Below are 16,702 nucleotides of genomic sequence, written 5' to 3' on the forward strand. Positions count from 1 at the left end.
GACGATCATTACCAATGGAAGCGAGAAGAGACCAATGACGACACAATTCAATCGACGCAATTTCCTGTCCGCCAGCGCCGCGCTGGCCGGTGGTGCCATGGCCGGTAGCGCCTTGCTGCCTGGCGAGGCCAACGCCGCACCCGCCGCCGGCCGCGACAAGGTCCGCCTGGGCCTGATCGGCACGGGCATGCGCGGGCAGGTGCTGCTGGCCGAACTGGTGCGCCGCGACGACGTGGAAGTCGTTGCCCTGTGCGATATCGAACCGATCATGCTGAAACATGCGCTGGGCCAGGTGGAAAAAGCCGGCAAGCCGCGTCCGCGCACGTATGGCGAAGACCGCGACCAGAAAGCCTACAAGCGCATGCTGGACGCGGGCGGCCTCGATGGCGTGATCATCGCCACGCCGTGGGAATTCCATGCGCCGATGGCCATCGCCGCCATGCAGGCGAAAATCGCCGTCGGCTGCGAAGTGGTGGCCGGCATCACCCTGCAAGACCACTGGGATGTCCTGAATACCCAGCTGAAGACGGGCACGCCGTACATGTTGCTGGAAAACGTGTGCTACCGCCGCGACGTGATGGCGGCGCTGCAGATGGTGCGCGCCGGCCTGTTCGGCGAACTGCTGCACCTGCAGGGCGGCTACCAGCATGATTTGCGCGCCGTGAAATTCAACAGCGGCAATCCGGCCAAGCCGTACGGCGGCGGCGTCGAATTCGGCGAAAAGGGCTGGTCCGAAGCCCATTGGCGCACGCAGCACTCGGTCGAGCGCAACGGCGAACTGTATCCGAGCCATGGCATCGGCCCCTGCGCCATGTACACCAACATCAACCGCGGCAACCGTTTTACGCGCATCAACGCCTTCGCCACCAAGGCGCGCGGCTTGCACGACTACATCGTCAAGCAGCCCGGCGGCGCGCAGCATGCGAACGCCAAGGTGAAATTCAAGCTGGGCGACGTGGTCACCACCACCCTGGCGTGCGAAAACGGCGAAACCATCATCCTGCAGCACGATACGAGTCTGCCGCGCCCGTATTCGCTGGGCTTCCGCGTGCAAGGCACGGACGGCCTGTGGATGGACTTGAACAATTCCATCCATATCGAAGGCGTCAGCAAGCCGCACCAGTGGGACGACTTCAAGGCTTACCAGGACAAGTATGAGCATCCCGTCTGGCGCAAGTACGCGGCGCAAGCCGAGGGCGCGGGCCACGGCGGCATGGACTTCTTCGTCATCCACGCCTTTGTCGAAGCACTCAAGGCCAACGCGCCGATGCCGATCGATATCTACGATGCCGTCACCTGGAGCGCCATCACGCCGCTGTCCGAGCAATCGATCGCCGCCAACTTCCAGACCCTGGACTTCCCGGACTTCACGGGCGGGCAGTGGAAATCGCGCAAGCCGATCTTCGCCCTCGACGGCAAGTACTAAGCCTTAACGACCCGCTACCGCACCAGTTGCCGTAGCGGGTTTTTTCTTTCCCTATCCATTTTTCAACCGCGGCGCAGGCGCGCAGGCCCTTGTTCGTCCGCCGCAAGCCGTACCGCACCAGGAGACGTTGATGAAGCACACAAGTTCATTGCTCTTTGCATTCCTTCCCGCCATGCCGATGCTGCTGGCGGCCTGCGGTGGCGCCACCGCCACCGGCTCGGGCGGCACCGCCTTGCTGGCCGCCACCGTGGCCGCGCCCGCCACGTCCGCCACCGTGGAACTGGCCGGCAACGCCTTCATCACGAGCGGGAATGAGGGCGCCGTCATCAACGAGCGTGGCCTGGCCGGCTGGAGCAATCCCGATGCCGTCGCCAGCACGTATTTCCGCGTGGCCGAGGCGGGACCCGTGCAGGTGGCGCTCGACGCCAGCCTGGCCGATGGCGGCAACAGCACCATCCGCGTGAAGGTCAACGGCACGCCGTTCGACGTCAAGCTGGCCGGCAAGGAGCGCAAGACCTATGCCGTCGGCACGGTGAACGTGGCGGCGGCCGGCTATGTGAAGGTCGACTTGCAGGGACTGTCGCGCGTGAAGGACACGTTTGGCGACGTTGCGGCGTTGAAGGTGACGTCGAACGCGGCGCTGACCTACGCCAACGACCCCGCCAATTACTACTGGTCGCGGCGCGGCCCGTCCGTGCACATGGGCTACACGGTGCCCGCCAATACCGAGTATTTCTATAACGAGATGACGATTCCCCAGGGCCAGGACGCGATCGGCTCCTACTTCATGGCCAACGGCTTCAGTCAGGGCTACATGGGCATCCAGGTGAAATCGCCGAGCGAGCGCTGGATCTTGTTCTCCGTGTGGGATGCCGACAATGGCGCGAAAACCACCCTGGTCAGCAAGGGCGCCGGCGTGGTCGACAATGCGTTCGGCGGCGAGGGCACGGGCGGCCAGACCTATCTGTCGTATAACTGGGCGGCCGGCACGACCTACCGTTTCATCACGCGCGCGCGGCCCGACGGCAATGGCGGCAGCGATTACTCGGCCTGGTTCTTCGCGCCCGAGACGGGCAAGTGGCGCTACATCGCCACCTGGAAGCGGCCGGCGATTTCCACGTATTTGACGGGCGTGCATTCCTTCCTCGAAAATTTCATCGATACCCTGGGCTACACGGAGCGCCGCGTCCAGTTCGGCAACCAGTGGGCGAGGAACGTTGCCGGCACCTGGTCGGAAGTGACGGCGGGGCGCTTCACGGGCGACGCCACGGCCACCAATGCACAGCGCATGGATTACGCGGGCGGCGTGGAGAACGGCAGGTTCTATCTGCATAACGGCGGCTTCTTTGCCGATGTCGTGAAAAGCAGCCAGAACTTCACGCGCCCCGCGACAGGCCAGGCGCCCGCCGTCGATGTGAGCGCCTTGCCGATGCAATAGGCGTGGGTGCTTAGCCCGGCCGCTTGCCCGCCATCGCTTCGATGCCGCGATAGTAGGTAAGCGGCCGGCCTATCGTCACGCCCATCAAGGCCGCCGCCTGGATGATGTCGTTTGTATCGCGCCGGTACACGAGCAGCGCATCCATTTCGTCGGAGCCGTTGCCGTCGATCTGGATCAGCTCATAGCCGCCTTCGTCCACGGCGCGCTGCGCCAGTTCCGTATCGAGCCACTCGAAGTACGGCAGCGCGCTGCCGCGGCCTGCCTTGAGCAGTTCGTACGGGAAGTCGGGGAATTCGTCGAACATGTCCTGTATCTGTTCGTGCAGCTCATCGAGCTTGTCGCTCGACGCCATATAGCCGCCCAGCTGCGAGAGGATCTCCAGCGCATAGGCCTGGGCATCGCTGTCGATCCACTCATCGCGTGGCGCGGAGGGCGCAGCGGTGATGGCGGCGACGGCCTCGTCGAGCTCCTCGCCTTCGAGGTCACCGCAGGTCAGTTTGGTCAGCAATTCGGATAGCAGCATGTTCGCCTTTCAATGGGGGATGCATGGCCAGGGTGGCCGGCTTGTCGATGATGTTGCCGATACTATCATTGCCGCGTAGCCGGGAGCGTTCTGCTGAATTTGCAATGCAGGCTACGCCACCGGATACGATCAGCAAGGAAATTTTGGAAAGAAGCGCGTCAAACAAGCGCTGGCAGGGCGCTTGCGCCGCAGCAGCGCATGGATATAGAATGCGAATCATTATTATTTGTGAATCAGGGAGTATGCGACGTGTCGGCTGCCCAACCCGGCGCTCACCAGGAGGTGGGCAGCCTGTATCACGAACACCACCGGTGGCTGCAAGGCTGGCTGCGGCACAAGCTGGGCAACGCCTTTGACGCGGCCGACGTGGCGCACGACACCTTCATGCGCCTGCTCAATCGCGACGAAGCCATCGCCGCGCGCGAGCCTCGCGCCTTTTTGACGACGGTGGCCAAGGGCGTGCTGGGCAATCTGTACCGCCGGCGCGACCTGGAGGCGGCTTACCTGGAAACGCTGGCCAGCCTGCCGGCGCAGCACGCGCCCGATCCCGAGGCGCAGGCGATCCTGCTCGAAGCCCTGTTCGACATCGACCGCCGCCTCGATGGCCTGGCGCCTGCTGTGCGCCGCGCGTTCCTGCTGTCGCAGCTCGATGGCATGCCGCAGGCGGCCATCGCGCTGGAATTGAATGTCTCGCTGGCGACCGTGCAGCGCTACCTGGTCAAAGCCATGCATCAGTGTTTCTTTGCCCATCCGGCATCGTGATGGGCGCCTTCACGCCGGAAGCGGCCAGCCTGCAAGCGGTGGAATGGCTGGTGCGCCTGCAGGCCGGCGACGCCACGTCGGAAGTGGAGCAGGCCTGGCGCGCCTGGCGCGACAGCGACCCCGAACATGAGCAAGCCTGGCAGCATGTGGAGGGCTGCATGGCGCGCATGCGTGCCTTGCCAGCGCCGCTGGCGCACGGCACGCTGGCGCGCAAGCCGGTCCATGCGCAGGCGAATGCGGCGCGCCGGCAGTCGCTCAAGCTGCTGGCGTTGCTGGCCGTGGGCGGCGGCGCCTGGCTGGCGGGCGGCGATGAGCAGGCGCGCTTCTGGCTTGCCGACTACCGAACGGGCACGGGAGAATTACGCCACGTCGTGCTGGACGACGGCACGCGCATCGCGCTCAATACGGCATCCAGCATCGACGTGCGCTATGACGCGGGCCAGCGCCTGGTGACGGTAGTCAAAGGCGAGATCATGGTCAGCACGGCGCGCGATCAGGCCGGCCGGCCATTTGTCGTGCAAACGGCACAAGGCCGCTTGCAACCGGTGGGCACGCGCTTTGCCGTGCGCGTGGAAGGAGAGCGCACGCAGCTGGGCGTGTTCGCCGGTGCCGTCGACATTCAACTGGAACAGGCGTCCGATGCGGCGCGCAGGCTGCAGGCGGGCCAGCAAACCAGCTTTACGGCGGCGCAGATCGGCGCCGTTCGGACCTTGGCTGCGGGTGCGGATGCGTGGACGGCCGGCATGCTGGTGGCGCACGACATGCCGCTGGCGGAATTTATCGGCGAACTGGCCCGCTACCGCCATGGGCGCCTGGCTTGCGATCCGGCCATCGCCCACTTGCGCGTGTCCGGCATCTACCCGCTGGCCGACACGGGGCAGGTGCTCGACATGCTGACGCGCACCTTGCCCGTCGACGTGCGCCAGACCACGCGCTTCTGGGTGAGCGTGGTACCGCATCGGCAGCCTGCATGAATATTTTCTGAAAAGTGAGGGGTTTGCGATTTTCGCGTGACATAGCAAGTGAACCCTTCATTTACTTTCAGGAAAACAGTCCGCATGCCCAGCACAACACTTATTCACGTTTCTTCCGCCTCCCGTACCTGCCGCCGCAGCGTGGCGGCGCTGGCTGTCAGCCAAGCTCTGTGGCTGCTCGCCGCCAGCGGCGCCACCATCTTCGCTCCTGCGGCCCAGGCCGCGAATGCGGCGCGCATCGCGCTGGCGATACCGGCCGGCTCCCTGGAACAGGTGCTGGTGCGTTTCGGCCGGGAGACGGGTACCATGATTTCCTACCAGGCCGCCGCCTTGGCGGGCAAGCGCAGCGCCGGCCTGACCGGTAGCTACAGCGTGCCTGAAGCGCTGGGCGCCATCGTCGCCGGCTCGGGCTTGCGCGCCGTGCCGCAGGCCAATGGCGGTTATGTGCTCGACGTGGCAGCGGCCGATGGCGGCCAGACCATGCCCGAGATGAAGGTCAGTGCCAGCTTTGATGCGAACGGCGCGACGGAAGGCAGCGGCGCCTATACGACGCAGACCATGCGCTCGGCCACGCGCCTGGGCCTGTCCGTGCGCGAGACGCCGCAAGCCGTCAGCGTGGTCACGCGCCAGCAGATGGATGACCAGAACCTGCAAACGGTGGAAGAGGTGCTGCAAAACGCGGCCGGCATCGCCATCAACCGCTACGACAGCGACCGCACCTCGTTCTTCGCGCGCGGTTTTTCCATCGCCAGCTACCAGTACGACGGCATTCCCACCACGGTCGACAATGCGTTCAATGTGGGCGACAGCACGCTGGACATGACGGCCTACGACCGGGTCGAGATCGTGCGCGGCGCCACGGGCCTGCTGACGGGCGCGGGCGAACCGTCGGCCACCATCAACCTGGTGCGCAAGCGCGCATCGTCGACGCAGCTGGCCGGGAATGCGGCCCTGAGCCTGGGTTCCTGGCAGAATGCGCGCGCCAGCGCGGACCTGTCCACACCCCTGAGTGCCGATGGCAAGGTGCGCGGAAGAGTCGTGGCCAGCTACCAGGACAGCGAATCGTATGTGAATCTGTATCATGGCAAGAAGGCCATGGCTTACGCCACCGTGGAGGCGGATCTGGCGCCCGGCAGCGTGCTGATCGCCGGCTATGAATACCAGGACAACCGCCCGCGTGGCGGCATGTACGGTGGCCTGCCGCTGTGGTACGCGGATGGCGAACGGGCCACGTTTTCCCGCTCCACCACCACGGCCACCACCTGGAGCCGCTGGTTCAGCACCAGCCAGACTGCCTTCCTGCGCCTGGAGCAGGAACTGGGCAAGGGCTGGAACCTGACGGCCATGCTGAATCATGGCTGGGGCAATTACTCGGCGGCCGAACTTTTCGCCAATACCTGGCCGGACAAGGCCACGGGCCAGGGCGTGACGGGCTACGCCGGCTTTTACTCGGGGACGCGGCGCCAGGACAGCGTCGACGCCTATGTGCAGGGACCGCTGCAGCTGCTGGGGCGCACGCACGACCTGGCGTTCGGCGTCTCGGGCAGCAACCAGTTCGCCAGCAACCCCGGCATTGCCGGCGGCAGCGTCGACTACGGCAATTTTCATCAGTGGCAGGGCGTGACGCCGGAGCCGGACTGGAACGACCCGAATTTCTCGCGCTGGAAGCTGCTCGACACGGTGCAGCAGCGCGGCATCTATGGCACGGCGCGTTTTTCGCTGGCAGATCCCCTGAAGCTGATCGTCGGCGCGCGCTACAGCCGCTACAAGGCGGACCACGTCGACGACTGGGGCGGCGGCTATGCGTATGCCAAGCACGCCGTCACGCCATATGCTGGCCTGGTATGGGATATCGATGCGCAGCATGTGCTGTACACCAGCTACAGCAAGATCTTCAAGCCGCAGGGCTACCAGGACCGGTTCGGCCGCTATCTCGACCCCGTGCAAGGCAAGAATGTGGAAGCGGGCGTGAAGGGCGAGTATTTCGGCGGCAAACTCAATGCGGCGCTGGCCGTGTTCCGCATCGCGCAGGATGGCCTGGCGCAGGAAGACACGGGCCATTTTGTCGGCAATTCGCTGACGCAGGCGTACTACGCGGCCTCGGGCACCACCAGCAAGGGTGTGGAACTGGACGTGTCGGGCGAGCTGGCCAAGGGCTGGAACGTCTCGGCCAGCGTGTCGCATGCCGCAGCCGAGGACAACACGGGCGCGCGCCTGAACAGCTATGTGCCGCAGACCTTGGCGCGCGTGTTTTCCACGTACCAGCTGCCTGGCGGCTGGCGCGCCTTGTCCGTGGGCGGCGGCGTGAACTGGCAGAGCGGCGCCTACCGCGATGCCACGGGGCCGGATGGCACGGAGCGCGTGGAGCAGGGCGGCTATGCCGTGGCCAGCCTGATGGCGAAATACGCGCTGTCGCGCCAGCTGTCCCTGCAGGCGAACATCAGCAACGTGTTCGACAAGCATTACTACAGCCAGCTCGGCATGTACAACCAGGGGTACTGGGGTGCGCCGCGCAACGCCAGCGTTACCCTGCGCTACATCTTCTGATGCGCTTGCCTGGTGCTACAGCGGCCAGGCCTGCTTGGTGACGGCCACGGCGACGATGTAGGCGAAGACCAGCACGGCGAGGGCGAAGGCGGCGCCGCGCACGGCCGGCGTCTTGCCCCGTTTCAGCGCAATGGTGCCCAGCGCGATGTAGGCCACCAGCGCGCACAGTTTGGCGGCCAGCCAGGGCTGGCTGCCCGGCGACTGGCCGCTCCACACGGCCAGGGCGATCGCGCTGGCCAGCAGTGCCGTGTCGACCAGGTGCGGCAGGATTTTCACCCAGCGCTGCTGCAAGGCGGGCGAGGCGCGCAGCATCCAGGCGCCGCGCAACAGGAAAAGACAGCCGCTGGCGGCGGCGCAGCCCATGTGGAAATGTTTGAGGCTCAGATAATCCATGCGAGAGGTGGTGGGCGTTGATTGATGGTGGCGCCAGCATAGCCGCCTTTGGCGTCCTGCGCCATACGCCGTCGGGACGAGATGCAGCTAACGCAGGAATTTCACGTACACGAACTCCGGATCGCCCTCATCGAGATGGTCGATCCGGCCGCTGCGCACGAAGCCCGCGCCGGCGAACAGCCGTTGCGCGGCGCCGTTCGACCGGTTCGTCGAGGTGAATAGCTTCCCTGTCTGGCACGCGTCCGCGGCGGCCGCCAGCAGGCGCAATCCCACGCCGCAGCACTGGTGCGCGGGCGCGACCACCACCAGCGAGACAAAATCGTGGCCGAAGAAGTCGTCGTGCAGGAGCACATAGCCTGCCATCTGGCCGGCCCGGAGGGCCACCTGGCAGTGGCCCTTGCCGACGGCGGCGCGCACGGCCTTGCCGCGCTCCGGGTGCGTCTGGGCATAGGCGTCGCAAGCGAGCATGGCGTCCACATCGCCGCATTCGGCCACGCGGGTGATGATAGGGTCTGTATCGTGCAGGTTCTCCATACCGCTCCTTTTCTCCTGGTGCCGAGTGTGCCAAAAATGCGCCGGTTTGTAAAACACCCGCCATCCAGGCTAGGCGCGCACCCCGTCATCTAGTCACTTTTGCCGATGCGGCTATCCAGATTGCCTTCCCAGAATCACCCTGTGGCCGATAGTGCCTTTCGCCGCTGCCACGTAAGCTGGTCGGGACGGCTGGCCAGACGGCCAGTGCATTCATGGAGAAACATCGTGGCTACCCTAGATGGCACTAACAAGAACAGTAACAGCAGTAACAAGGCAGTCGAACCGGGCATGCGGCGCAAGCAGGCGTCCGTATTAATCAGCAGTACCTTCGCATTTACCATCTGCTTTGCAGTCTGGATGATGTTTGCCGTACTGGGCATCCCCATCAAGACCAGCCTGGGCTTGACTGAAACGCAATTCGGCCTGCTGGCCGCCATGCCCGTGCTGACGGGCTCCCTCGTGCGCGTGCCGCTGGGCATCTGGACAGACAAATACGGCGGACGCCGCGTCTTCTTCCTGCTGATGCTGGCCAGCGTGGTGCCGATCTACCTGATTTCCTACGCCACCGCCTACTGGCATTTCCTCGTGCTGGGCATGTTCGTGGGCCTGGCGGGCGGTTCGTTTTCCGTCGGCACGCCGTACGTGGCGCGCTGGTACGAAAAAGAGCGCCGCGGCCTGGCGATGGGCATTTTCGGCGCCGGCAACTCCGGTTCCGCGCTGACCAAGTTCGTCGCGCCGGGCATCGTCGCCGCCTTCGGCTGGCAGATGCTGCCCAAGGTGTATGCGGTGGCCATGCTGGCCACGGCCATCATCTTCTGGCTGTTTTCGTACACGGACAAATCGCACCTGGCGCCATCGGGCGAAAGCTTTTCCGCGCAGATGAAGGTGCTGAAGGACCCGCGCGTGTGGCGCTACTGCCAGTACTACTCGGTGGTGTTCGGCGGCTACGTGGCGCTGGCCCTGTGGATGACGAAGTACTACGTGGCCGAATACGGTTTTGATCTGAAGCACGCGGCGCTGCTGGCCGCCTGCTTCTCGCTGCCGGGCGGCGTGCTGCGCGCGCTGGGCGGCTGGATCTCCGACAAATACGGTGCGGCGAAAGTCACCTGGGCCGTGATGTGGGTGTGCTGGGTGTGCTTCTTCCTGCTGTCGTATCCGCAAACGCAGATGGTGATCGAGACCGTCACGGGGCCGCTGGCCTTCCATATCGGCCTGTCGCCGCTGTGGTTCACCGTGCTGCTATTCATCGTCGGCATCGCCATGGCTGTCGGCAAGGCGTCCGTCTTCAAGTTCATCGGCGATGATTTTTCCGACAACATCGGCGCCGTCTCGGGCGTGGTGGGTCTGGCCGGCGGCTTGGGCGGCTTCATCCTGCCCGTGATGTTCGGCGCCCTGGTGGACTTCACGGGCGTGCGTTCGAGCTCCTTCATGCTCCTGTACGGCACCGTCTGCGTTTCCCTCGTCTGGATGCATTTCTCGTTCAAGCCGCTGCGTGCGGCACCAACTACTCAACCTGCAGGAGTTAAAGCATGAGCCGCTATATGATCAATACCTGGGAGCCGGAAACCCCGAGCTTCTGGCAAAGCACGGGCAAGGCCACGGCCGCGCGCAATCTGTGGATCTCGATTCCCGCGCTGCTGCTGGCGTTTGCCGTGTGGATGGTGTGGAGCGTGGTGGTGGTCAACCTGCCCAACATCGGTTTCACCTACAGTAACAACCAGCTGTTCTGGCTGACGGCCTTGCCGGGCCTGTCCGGCGCCACCTTGCGCATCTTTTACTCGTTCATGGTGCCAATCTTCGGCGGCCGGCGCTGGACGGCCATTTCCACGGGTTCGCTGCTGATTCCCGCCATCGGCATCGGCCTGGCCGTGCAGGACGTGAACACCGGTTATCCGACTATGCTGATCCTGGCGCTGCTGTGCGGCTTCGGCGGCGGCAATTTCGCCTCGTCGATGGCCAACATCAGTTTTTTCTATCCGAAGGCCAGCAAGGGCTTCGCGCTGGGCATGAATGCGGGCCTGGGCAACCTGGGCGTGTCGGTGGTGCAGTTCGTCGTACCGCTGGTGATCACGTTCGCCGTCTTCGGCGCCTGGGGTGGCGATTCGCTCACCTGGGTCAAGAATGGCGTGAGCAAGGAGATGTGGCTGCAAAACGCGGGCTTCATCTGGGTGCCGTTCATCGCGCTGTCCACTTTGCTGGCCTGGTTCGGCATGAATGACCTGGCGTCGGCCAAGGCGTCATTTTCCGAACAGGCCGTGATCTTCAAGCGCAAGCACAACTGGCTCATGTGCTGGCTGTACACGGGCACCTTCGGCTCCTTCATCGGTTACTCGGCCGCGTTCCCGCTGCTGATCAAGATCCAGTTCCCCGACGTGAACCCGCTCGATTACGCCTTCCTGGGACCGTTGGTCGGCGCCCTGGCGCGCGTCGCCGGCGGCGTGATTTCCGACAAACTGGGCGGCGCACGCGTCACCCTGTGGTCCTTCCTCCTGATGATAGGCGCCGTGCTGGGCGTGCTGTACTTCATGCCGCAAGCCGGCGGAAGTGTGCACACTGCGGGCAGTTTCAGCGGCTTCTTCTGGATGTTCATGCTGCTGTTCGCCGGCACGGGCATCGGCAATGCGTCGACCTTCCGCATGATTCCCGTGATCTTCCTGACGGAGCATCAGCGCGCTGCGGCCGGCAAGGGCAAGGCGGCGCAGGAGCAGGCGATCGTCGACGCCAACAAGGAAGGCGCGGCCGTGCTGGGCTTCACGTCGGCAGTGGCGGCCTACGGCGCCTTCTTCATCCCGAAAAGCTACGGCACGTCGATTGCGCTGACGGGCAGCCCCGACGCGGCCCTGTGGTGCTTCATCGGCTTTTATGTCAGCTGCATCGCCATCACCTGGTGGTGCTATGCGCGCAAGAATGCGCCGATGCCTTGCTAAAGTTGGAATGTCTGGCAAGTCGTTCTTGCCAGACGTTGAGGAAATGAGAGTATGTCATGGAAGAACTGGAAAAATTCGTCAACGGCTTCAGCCTGTTTCAGCAGCAGTATTTCAGCGAGCCGCAAACCTTGTACGACAGCCTGCGTGACGGGCAGCGGCCCACGACCCTGCTGATCGGCTGCTGCGATTCGCGCGTCGATCCCATGCTGCTGACGGGCAGCGACCCGGGCGACATGTTCGTCGTGCGCAATATCGCCAACCTGGTGCCGCCGTGCACGCCAGACGCGCCGCCCGGCGTCAGTTCGGCCATCGAATTCGCCGTCTGCAAGCTCGAAGTGGCCAGGGTCATCGTGCTGGGCCATGCGCGCTGCGGCGGCATCCGCGCGCTGCTGGAACCGCAGCCGCGCGCGGAAGGGCAGGAAACGGACTTCGTGGGACAGTGGATGCGCATCGCCGAACCGGTGGCGCAAAGGGTGCGGCGTGACCTGGCGCACCGCTCGTCGGAGGAACAGCACCATGCGTGCGAACTGGCCAGCATCCTGCAGTCGCTGGACAACCTGCTCACCTACCCGTGGCTCAAGCGCCGGGTGGAGCAGGGCGTATTGAAACTGCATGGCTGGTATTTTGACATCGACAGCGGGGCGCTGATGGCCTATTCGGCGCGCCAGCAGCAGTTTTTGCCGCTCGTCTGTCCGATAGAGCGGGCGCGCCATCTGCATGAGCGCCCTTGGCCGGATGCGGCCAGGTAATCCGAAACGTGCCGCCAACAATGTGTCGGATTACGCTACGCTAATCCGACCTGCATCTGGTAGGTCGGATTAGGCGGGGCCGCCGAGGCCGCAGGGCGTAATCCGACAAGTCCCCTCAGCTAAAACGCAATAAATCCCCGCTGCGGTCAAACGCCAGCAGGCTGTCGATGCGGCCTTGCTCGATGGCCGTTACCATGGCGCGCAGGGGCGCTTCGCATTCCTGCGCGGCTGGCGGCTGGCCCTCGCGACCCGCCAGTCCCGCCACGAAGACCACGTCCCAGTGCGTCTGCATCTGTTTCGACTCCTCCTTCAATGTCTCGAAGCTGCCCAGTTCATCGGGCAGCTTGTCGGCGCACATCACGGGCGTGAGGGACTTGCCCTGGCCGCCAGGCTGGGCCTGCGCCTGGGTAAAGGTGAACAGCAGGCGTTGCGGCTGCTCCTGGTTGCGGGCGCTGTGCAGCAGGCTGGCGTAATCGGTAATCGACATGGTGCTCTTTCTCTGTGTTGAACGATGACGACAGGTATACCGCAGCACGGTCGCGGCGCCCATAGGCAATAGTGACTATCCGGGTGACTACGCGCCTATGCATTCCTGGTGCCGGAAACCGACTTCTTGCCAATACCGCCGCGCAGGGCGCGTCGATAGACTGTTTGTATCGACGCGTGGGCCATCCGGCTTGCAGCGTTTTTATGACCTGGCGCCGCTTCGGCGGCGCAATGTGGAGGTAGCATGAGTCACTTTCTGGACCGTCTTAAATTTTTTAGCAAGCCCGCCGAGCCGTTCTCCAACGGCCATGGCACCGTGGTCGACGAAGACCGCACCTGGGAAAACGCCTACCGCCAGCGCTGGCAGCACGACAAGATCGTGCGCTCCACGCATGGCGTGAACTGTACCGGCTCGTGCAGCTGGAAGGTGTACGTCAAGAATGGCCTGATCACCTGGGAAACCCAGCAAACCGACTACCCGCGCACGCGGCCCGACCTGCCCAACCACGAACCGCGCGGCTGCCCGCGCGGCGCCAGCTATTCCTGGTACGTGTATTCGGCCCAGCGCGTGAAATACCCGATGGTGCGGGGCCGCCTGATGGAAATGTGGCGCGAAGCGCGCAAGACCATGGACCCCGTCACGGCCTGGGACTGGATCAGCCAGGACCCCGTGCGCTCGCAGCAGTACAAATCCATCCGCGGCCTGGGCGGCTTCGTGCGCGCCACGTGGGAAGAATCGAATGAAATCATCGCCGCCGCGAACGCGCTGACGATCAAGAAATACGGCCCGGACCGCATCGTCGGCTTCTCGCCGATTCCCGCCATGTCCATGGTCAGCTATGCCTCCGGCACGCGCTACCTGTCGCTGATCGGCGGCGTGGCCCTGAGCTTTTACGACTGGTACTGCGACTTGCCGCCGGCCAGCCCGCAAGTGTGGGGCGAGCAGACGGACGTGCCGGAATCGGCCGACTGGTACAACTCGACCTATCTGATGGTGTGGGGCTCGAACGTGCCGATGACGCGCACGCCGGACGCCCACTTCTACACGGAAGTGCGCTATAAGGGCACGAAAACCGTGGCCATCTCGCCCGACTACGGCGAAATGGTGAAGTTCGGCGACATCTGGCTGGCGCCGAAGCAGGGTACCGATGCCGCGCTGGCGCTGGCCATGGGCCACGTCATCCTCAAGGAGTTCCACTCGGAAGGCCAGAGCGCCTACTTCCGCGACTACGCGCGCCAGTACACGGACTTCCCCATGCTGGTGCTGCTCAAGGAGCATAACGGCACCCTGGTGCCCGATTACTTCCTGCGCGCCTCGCACCTGGACAACAACCTCGACGAAACCAACAACCCGGAATGGAAAACCCTCGTCATCGACGAAACCACGGGCGCCATCACCGCGCCGGCCGGCTCCATCGGCTTCCGCTGGGGCGAGTCGGGCAAGTGGAACCTGGAACAGAAGGCCGGCGGCAGCGGCGCGCCCATCGTGCCGATGCTCTCCATGATCAACGACAGCGACGCCGTCACGGAAGTGGGTTTTGCCTACTTCGGCGGCAAGGACGCGTCCGACATGCTGCTGCGCAAGGTGCCGGTGAAAACCATCCGCCTGGCCGACGGCACGACGGGTCTCGTCACCACCGTGTTCGACCTGACCCTGGCCAACTACGGCATCGACCGTGGCCTGGGCGGCGAGAACGTGGCCGAGAGCTATGACGACGACGTGCCGTACACCCCCGCGTGGCAGGAGAAGCACACGGGCGTGAAACGGGCCGACGTCATCACCGTGGCGCGCCAGTTCGCGGAAAACGCGGACCAGACGCGCGGCAAGAGCATGGTCATCGTGGGCGCCGGCCTGAATCACTGGTACCACATGGACATGACGTACCGCGGCATCATCAACATGTTGATGATGTGCGGCTGTATCGGCCAGTCGGGCGGCGGCTGGGCCCATTACGTGGGCCAGGAAAAACTGCGTCCGCAAACGGGCTGGACGCCTTTGGCCTTCGCCCAGGACTGGGTGCGCCCGATGCGCCAGATGAACGGCACCTCGTTCTTCTATGCCCACACGAGCCAGTGGCGCCATGAAAAGCTGGAAACGGGCGACATCGCCTCGCCATCGGCGGCCGGCGGCACGGGCGACCTGACCCTGCTCGACTACAACGCCAAGGCCGAGCGCATGGGCTGGCTGCCATCGGCGCCGCAGCTGCAGACCAATCCGCTGGAGGTGGCCAAGGCCGCCAAGGCGGCAGGGCAGGCGCCGGCCGCGTATGCGCTCGACCAGATCAAGGCGGGCCAGCTGCAGTTCTCGTGCGACGATCCGGACAATCCGGCCAACTTCCCGCGCAATATGTTTGTCTGGCGCTCGAACATCCTCGGCAGCTCGGGCAAGGGCCACGAGTACTTCCTGAAATACCTGCTGGGCACGCAGAACGGTTTGCTCAGCGACGAAGACGACTGCATCACGCCGAAACAGGTGAAAGTGCGCCCGGCCGCCGAAGGCAAGCTCGATCTGCTGGTGGTGCTGGATTTCCGCATGTCGACCACCTGCCTGTATGGCGATGTGGTGCTGCCGACGGCAACCTGGTATGAAAAAGACGATCTGAATACGTCGGACATGCATCCGTTCATCCATCCGCTGTCCGAAGCCGTGCAGCCGCTGTGGCAATCGAAGTCGGACTGGGAAATCTACAAGGGGCTGGCAGAGAAATTCTCGGAAATCGGCGGCGAGCTGCTGGGCACCCAGCAAGACATCATCCTCACCCCGCTGATGCACGATACCCCGGGCGAACTGGGCCAACCCTTCGATCCCAAGGATTGGCGCGCCGGCGAATGCGATGCGATTCCCGGCAAGACCATGCCGAACATGACGGTGGTCGAGCGCAATTACCGCGACGTCTACAAGAAGTTCACCTCGATCGGACCGCTGCTGGAAACCATCGGCAATGGCGGCAAGGGCATTTCCTGGAAAACGGGCCATGAAGTCGAGGTCCTGCGCGGCATCAACCGCACGGTGCTGGAAGAGGGCGTGTCGAAGGGCCAGCCGCGCCTCGATACGGCCATCGATGCAGCCGAAATGATTCTGTCGCTGGCGCCGGAAACGAATGGCCACGTGGCCGTCAAGGCCTGGGCCGCGCTGTCCGCCATCACGGGACGCGAGCACACACATCTGGCGCTCCCGCGCGAGCATGACAGCATCCGCTTCCGCGACGTGCAGGCGCAGCCGCGCAAGATCATTTCTTCGCCCACCTGGTCGGGCCTGGAAAGCGAGGAAGTCAGCTACACGGCCGGCTATACCAACGTGCATGAACTGATTCCATGGCGCACCCTGACGGGCCGTCAGCAGTTCTACCAGGATCACCTGTGGATGCGCGACTTCGGCGAGGGACTGTGCGTGTACAAGCCGGCCATCAACACGAAGACGACGGAAGCGCTGCTGGGCACCAAGCCGAACGGCAACAAGGAGCTGGCGCTGAACTTTTTGACGCCGCACCAGAAATGGGGCATCCACTCCACGTATTCGGACAACCTGCGCATGCTGACCCTGTCGCGCGGCGGACCGCACGTGTGGCTGTCGGAGACCGACGCGCAAGCTGCCGGCATCGTCGACAACGACTGGATCGAGGTCTTCAACGTGAACGGCAGCCTGACGGCGCGCGCCATCGTCAGCCAGCGCATCCCGGCCGGCATGACGATGATGTACCACGCCCAGGAAAAGATCATCAACGTGCCCGGCGCGGAGATGACGGGCAAGCGGGGCGGCATCCATAACTCGGTGACGCGCGCCGTGCCCAAGCCGACGCACATGATCGGCGGCTACGCCCAGCTGGCCTACGGCTTCAATTACTACGGCACGGTGGGCTCCAACCGCGATGAATTCGTATTGGTGCGCAAGATGAACAAGGTCGACTGGCTCGAAGGCCCGTTGCAGGAAGAAGGAGCATAG

13 protein-coding genes are annotated in these 16,702 nt (G+C 64.3%); 9 read left to right on the forward strand and 4 right to left on the reverse strand.

All coding sequences use genetic code 11. The annotated features are described in order from the left end of the window. The first annotated feature begins 34 nt into the window (after positions 1–34). Positions 35–1,426 carry a Gfo/Idh/MocA family oxidoreductase gene (locus tag JAB8_RS01635; protein ID WP_070223645.1) on the forward strand — a complete coding sequence of 464 codons (1,392 nt, stop codon included), beginning with the start codon at positions 35–37 and terminating at the stop codon, positions 1,424–1,426. A gap of 130 nt (positions 1,427–1,556) precedes the next feature. After that, entirely contained in the window at positions 1,557–2,864 is a 1,308-nt protein-coding gene (locus JAB8_RS01640) for a DUF5077 domain-containing protein (protein ID WP_227741959.1), read from the forward strand. Between the two features lie 10 nt (positions 2,865–2,874). On the opposite strand, the gene JAB8_RS01645 is transcribed toward JAB8_RS01640, so the two are convergent. Beyond that, positions 2,875–3,387 carry a hypothetical protein gene (locus JAB8_RS01645; RefSeq protein WP_070223641.1) on the reverse strand — a complete coding sequence of 171 codons (513 nt, stop codon included), beginning with the start codon at positions 3,385–3,387 and terminating at the stop codon, positions 2,875–2,877. Positions 3,388–3,636: 249 nt separating this feature from the next. Between JAB8_RS01645 and JAB8_RS01650 the strand changes: the two genes are divergently transcribed. The 3 genes from JAB8_RS01650 to JAB8_RS01660 all read left to right on the forward strand — a co-directional run bounded on the left by JAB8_RS01650 (position 3,637) and on the right by JAB8_RS01660 (position 7,670). Beyond that, entirely contained in the window at positions 3,637–4,149 is a 513-nt protein-coding gene (locus JAB8_RS01650) for a sigma-70 family RNA polymerase sigma factor (protein ID WP_070223639.1), read from the forward strand. Continuing rightward, positions 4,149–5,123 (forward strand): FecR domain-containing protein, encoded by a 975-nt coding sequence (locus JAB8_RS01655; protein ID WP_070223637.1) that lies wholly within the window; start codon positions 4,149–4,151, stop codon positions 5,121–5,123. The genes JAB8_RS01650 and JAB8_RS01655 overlap by 1 nt, the downstream gene beginning before the upstream one ends. Positions 5,124–5,207: 84 nt before the next feature. Then, the gene (locus JAB8_RS01660) at positions 5,208–7,670 is read left to right on the forward strand and encodes a TonB-dependent receptor (protein ID WP_083287084.1); all 2,463 of its coding nucleotides are present in this window, start codon (positions 5,208–5,210) and stop codon (positions 7,668–7,670) included. 15 nt (positions 7,671–7,685) lie between these two features. Here JAB8_RS01660 and JAB8_RS01665 read toward each other — a convergent pair whose 3' ends face one another. Then, complete coding sequence (locus JAB8_RS01665) at positions 7,686–8,063, reverse strand: SirB2 family protein (protein ID WP_070223635.1); 378 nt, start codon at positions 8,061–8,063, stop codon at positions 7,686–7,688. An 87-nt stretch (positions 8,064–8,150) separates the two neighbouring features. After that, positions 8,151–8,597 (reverse strand): GNAT family N-acetyltransferase, encoded by a 447-nt coding sequence (locus JAB8_RS01670; RefSeq protein ID WP_070288166.1) that lies wholly within the window; start codon positions 8,595–8,597, stop codon positions 8,151–8,153. A 288-nt stretch (positions 8,598–8,885) separates the two neighbouring features. Here JAB8_RS01670 and JAB8_RS01675 point away from each other — a divergent pair, with 288 nt between their 5' ends. Genes JAB8_RS01675 through JAB8_RS01685 form a run of 3 tightly spaced genes read left to right on the forward strand, consistent with a single transcriptional unit; the run spans position 8,886 to position 12,273 of the window. Further along, positions 8,886–10,130 (forward strand): nitrate/nitrite transporter, encoded by a 1,245-nt coding sequence (locus JAB8_RS01675; RefSeq protein WP_070223631.1) that lies wholly within the window; start codon positions 8,886–8,888, stop codon positions 10,128–10,130. Continuing rightward, the gene (locus JAB8_RS01680) at positions 10,127–11,524 is read left to right on the forward strand and encodes a NarK family nitrate/nitrite MFS transporter (protein WP_070288168.1); all 1,398 of its coding nucleotides are present in this window, start codon (positions 10,127–10,129) and stop codon (positions 11,522–11,524) included. The genes JAB8_RS01675 and JAB8_RS01680 overlap by 4 nt, the downstream gene beginning before the upstream one ends. A 56-nt stretch (positions 11,525–11,580) precedes the next feature. Further along, a complete protein-coding gene (locus JAB8_RS01685; protein ID WP_070223626.1) occupies positions 11,581–12,273 on the forward strand; it encodes a carbonic anhydrase in 693 nt (230 codons plus the stop codon). Positions 12,274–12,388: 115 nt separating this feature from the next. Here the strand turns inward: JAB8_RS01685 and JAB8_RS01690 are convergent, their stop codons facing one another. Continuing rightward, entirely contained in the window at positions 12,389–12,760 is a 372-nt protein-coding gene (locus JAB8_RS01690) for a ribonucleotide reductase subunit alpha (RefSeq protein WP_070223625.1), read from the reverse strand. Positions 12,761–13,003: 243 nt separating this feature from the next. On the opposite strand from JAB8_RS01690, the gene JAB8_RS01695 reads away from it, so the two are divergent. After that, positions 13,004–16,702 carry a nitrate reductase subunit alpha gene (locus tag JAB8_RS01695; RefSeq protein ID WP_070288169.1) on the forward strand — a complete coding sequence of 1,233 codons (3,699 nt, stop codon included), beginning with the start codon at positions 13,004–13,006 and terminating at the stop codon, positions 16,700–16,702.

Origin of the sequence: Janthinobacterium sp. HH106 (assembly GCF_001758725.1) — a bacterium.
Taxonomy (GTDB): Bacteria; Pseudomonadota; Gammaproteobacteria; order Burkholderiales; family Burkholderiaceae_D; genus Janthinobacterium.

Coding starts and splice junctions, on each gene's coding strand:
- JAB8_RS01635 (WP_070223645.1), top strand. CDS start 35: ATGACGACACAATTCAATCGACGCAATTTCCTGTCCGCCAGCGCCGCG.
- JAB8_RS01640 (WP_227741959.1), top strand. CDS start 1,557: ATGAAGCACACAAGTTCATTGCTCTTTGCATTCCTTCCCGCCATGCCG.
- JAB8_RS01645 (WP_070223641.1), bottom strand. CDS start 3,387: ATGCTGCTATCCGAATTGCTGACCAAACTGACCTGCGGTGACCTCGAA.
- JAB8_RS01655 (WP_070223637.1), top strand. CDS start 4,149: ATGGGCGCCTTCACGCCGGAAGCGGCCAGCCTGCAAGCGGTGGAATGG.
- JAB8_RS01660 (WP_083287084.1), top strand. CDS start 5,208: ATGCCCAGCACAACACTTATTCACGTTTCTTCCGCCTCCCGTACCTGC.
- JAB8_RS01665 (WP_070223635.1), bottom strand. CDS start 8,063: ATGGATTATCTGAGCCTCAAACATTTCCACATGGGCTGCGCCGCCGCC.
- JAB8_RS01670 (WP_070288166.1), bottom strand. CDS start 8,597: ATGGAGAACCTGCACGATACAGACCCTATCATCACCCGCGTGGCCGAA.
- JAB8_RS01675 (WP_070223631.1), top strand. CDS start 8,886: ATGCGGCGCAAGCAGGCGTCCGTATTAATCAGCAGTACCTTCGCATTT.
- JAB8_RS01680 (WP_070288168.1), top strand. CDS start 10,127: ATGAGCCGCTATATGATCAATACCTGGGAGCCGGAAACCCCGAGCTTC.
- JAB8_RS01685 (WP_070223626.1), top strand. CDS start 11,581: ATGGAAGAACTGGAAAAATTCGTCAACGGCTTCAGCCTGTTTCAGCAG.
- JAB8_RS01690 (WP_070223625.1), bottom strand. CDS start 12,760: ATGTCGATTACCGATTACGCCAGCCTGCTGCACAGCGCCCGCAACCAG.
- JAB8_RS01695 (WP_070288169.1), top strand. CDS start 13,004: ATGAGTCACTTTCTGGACCGTCTTAAATTTTTTAGCAAGCCCGCCGAG.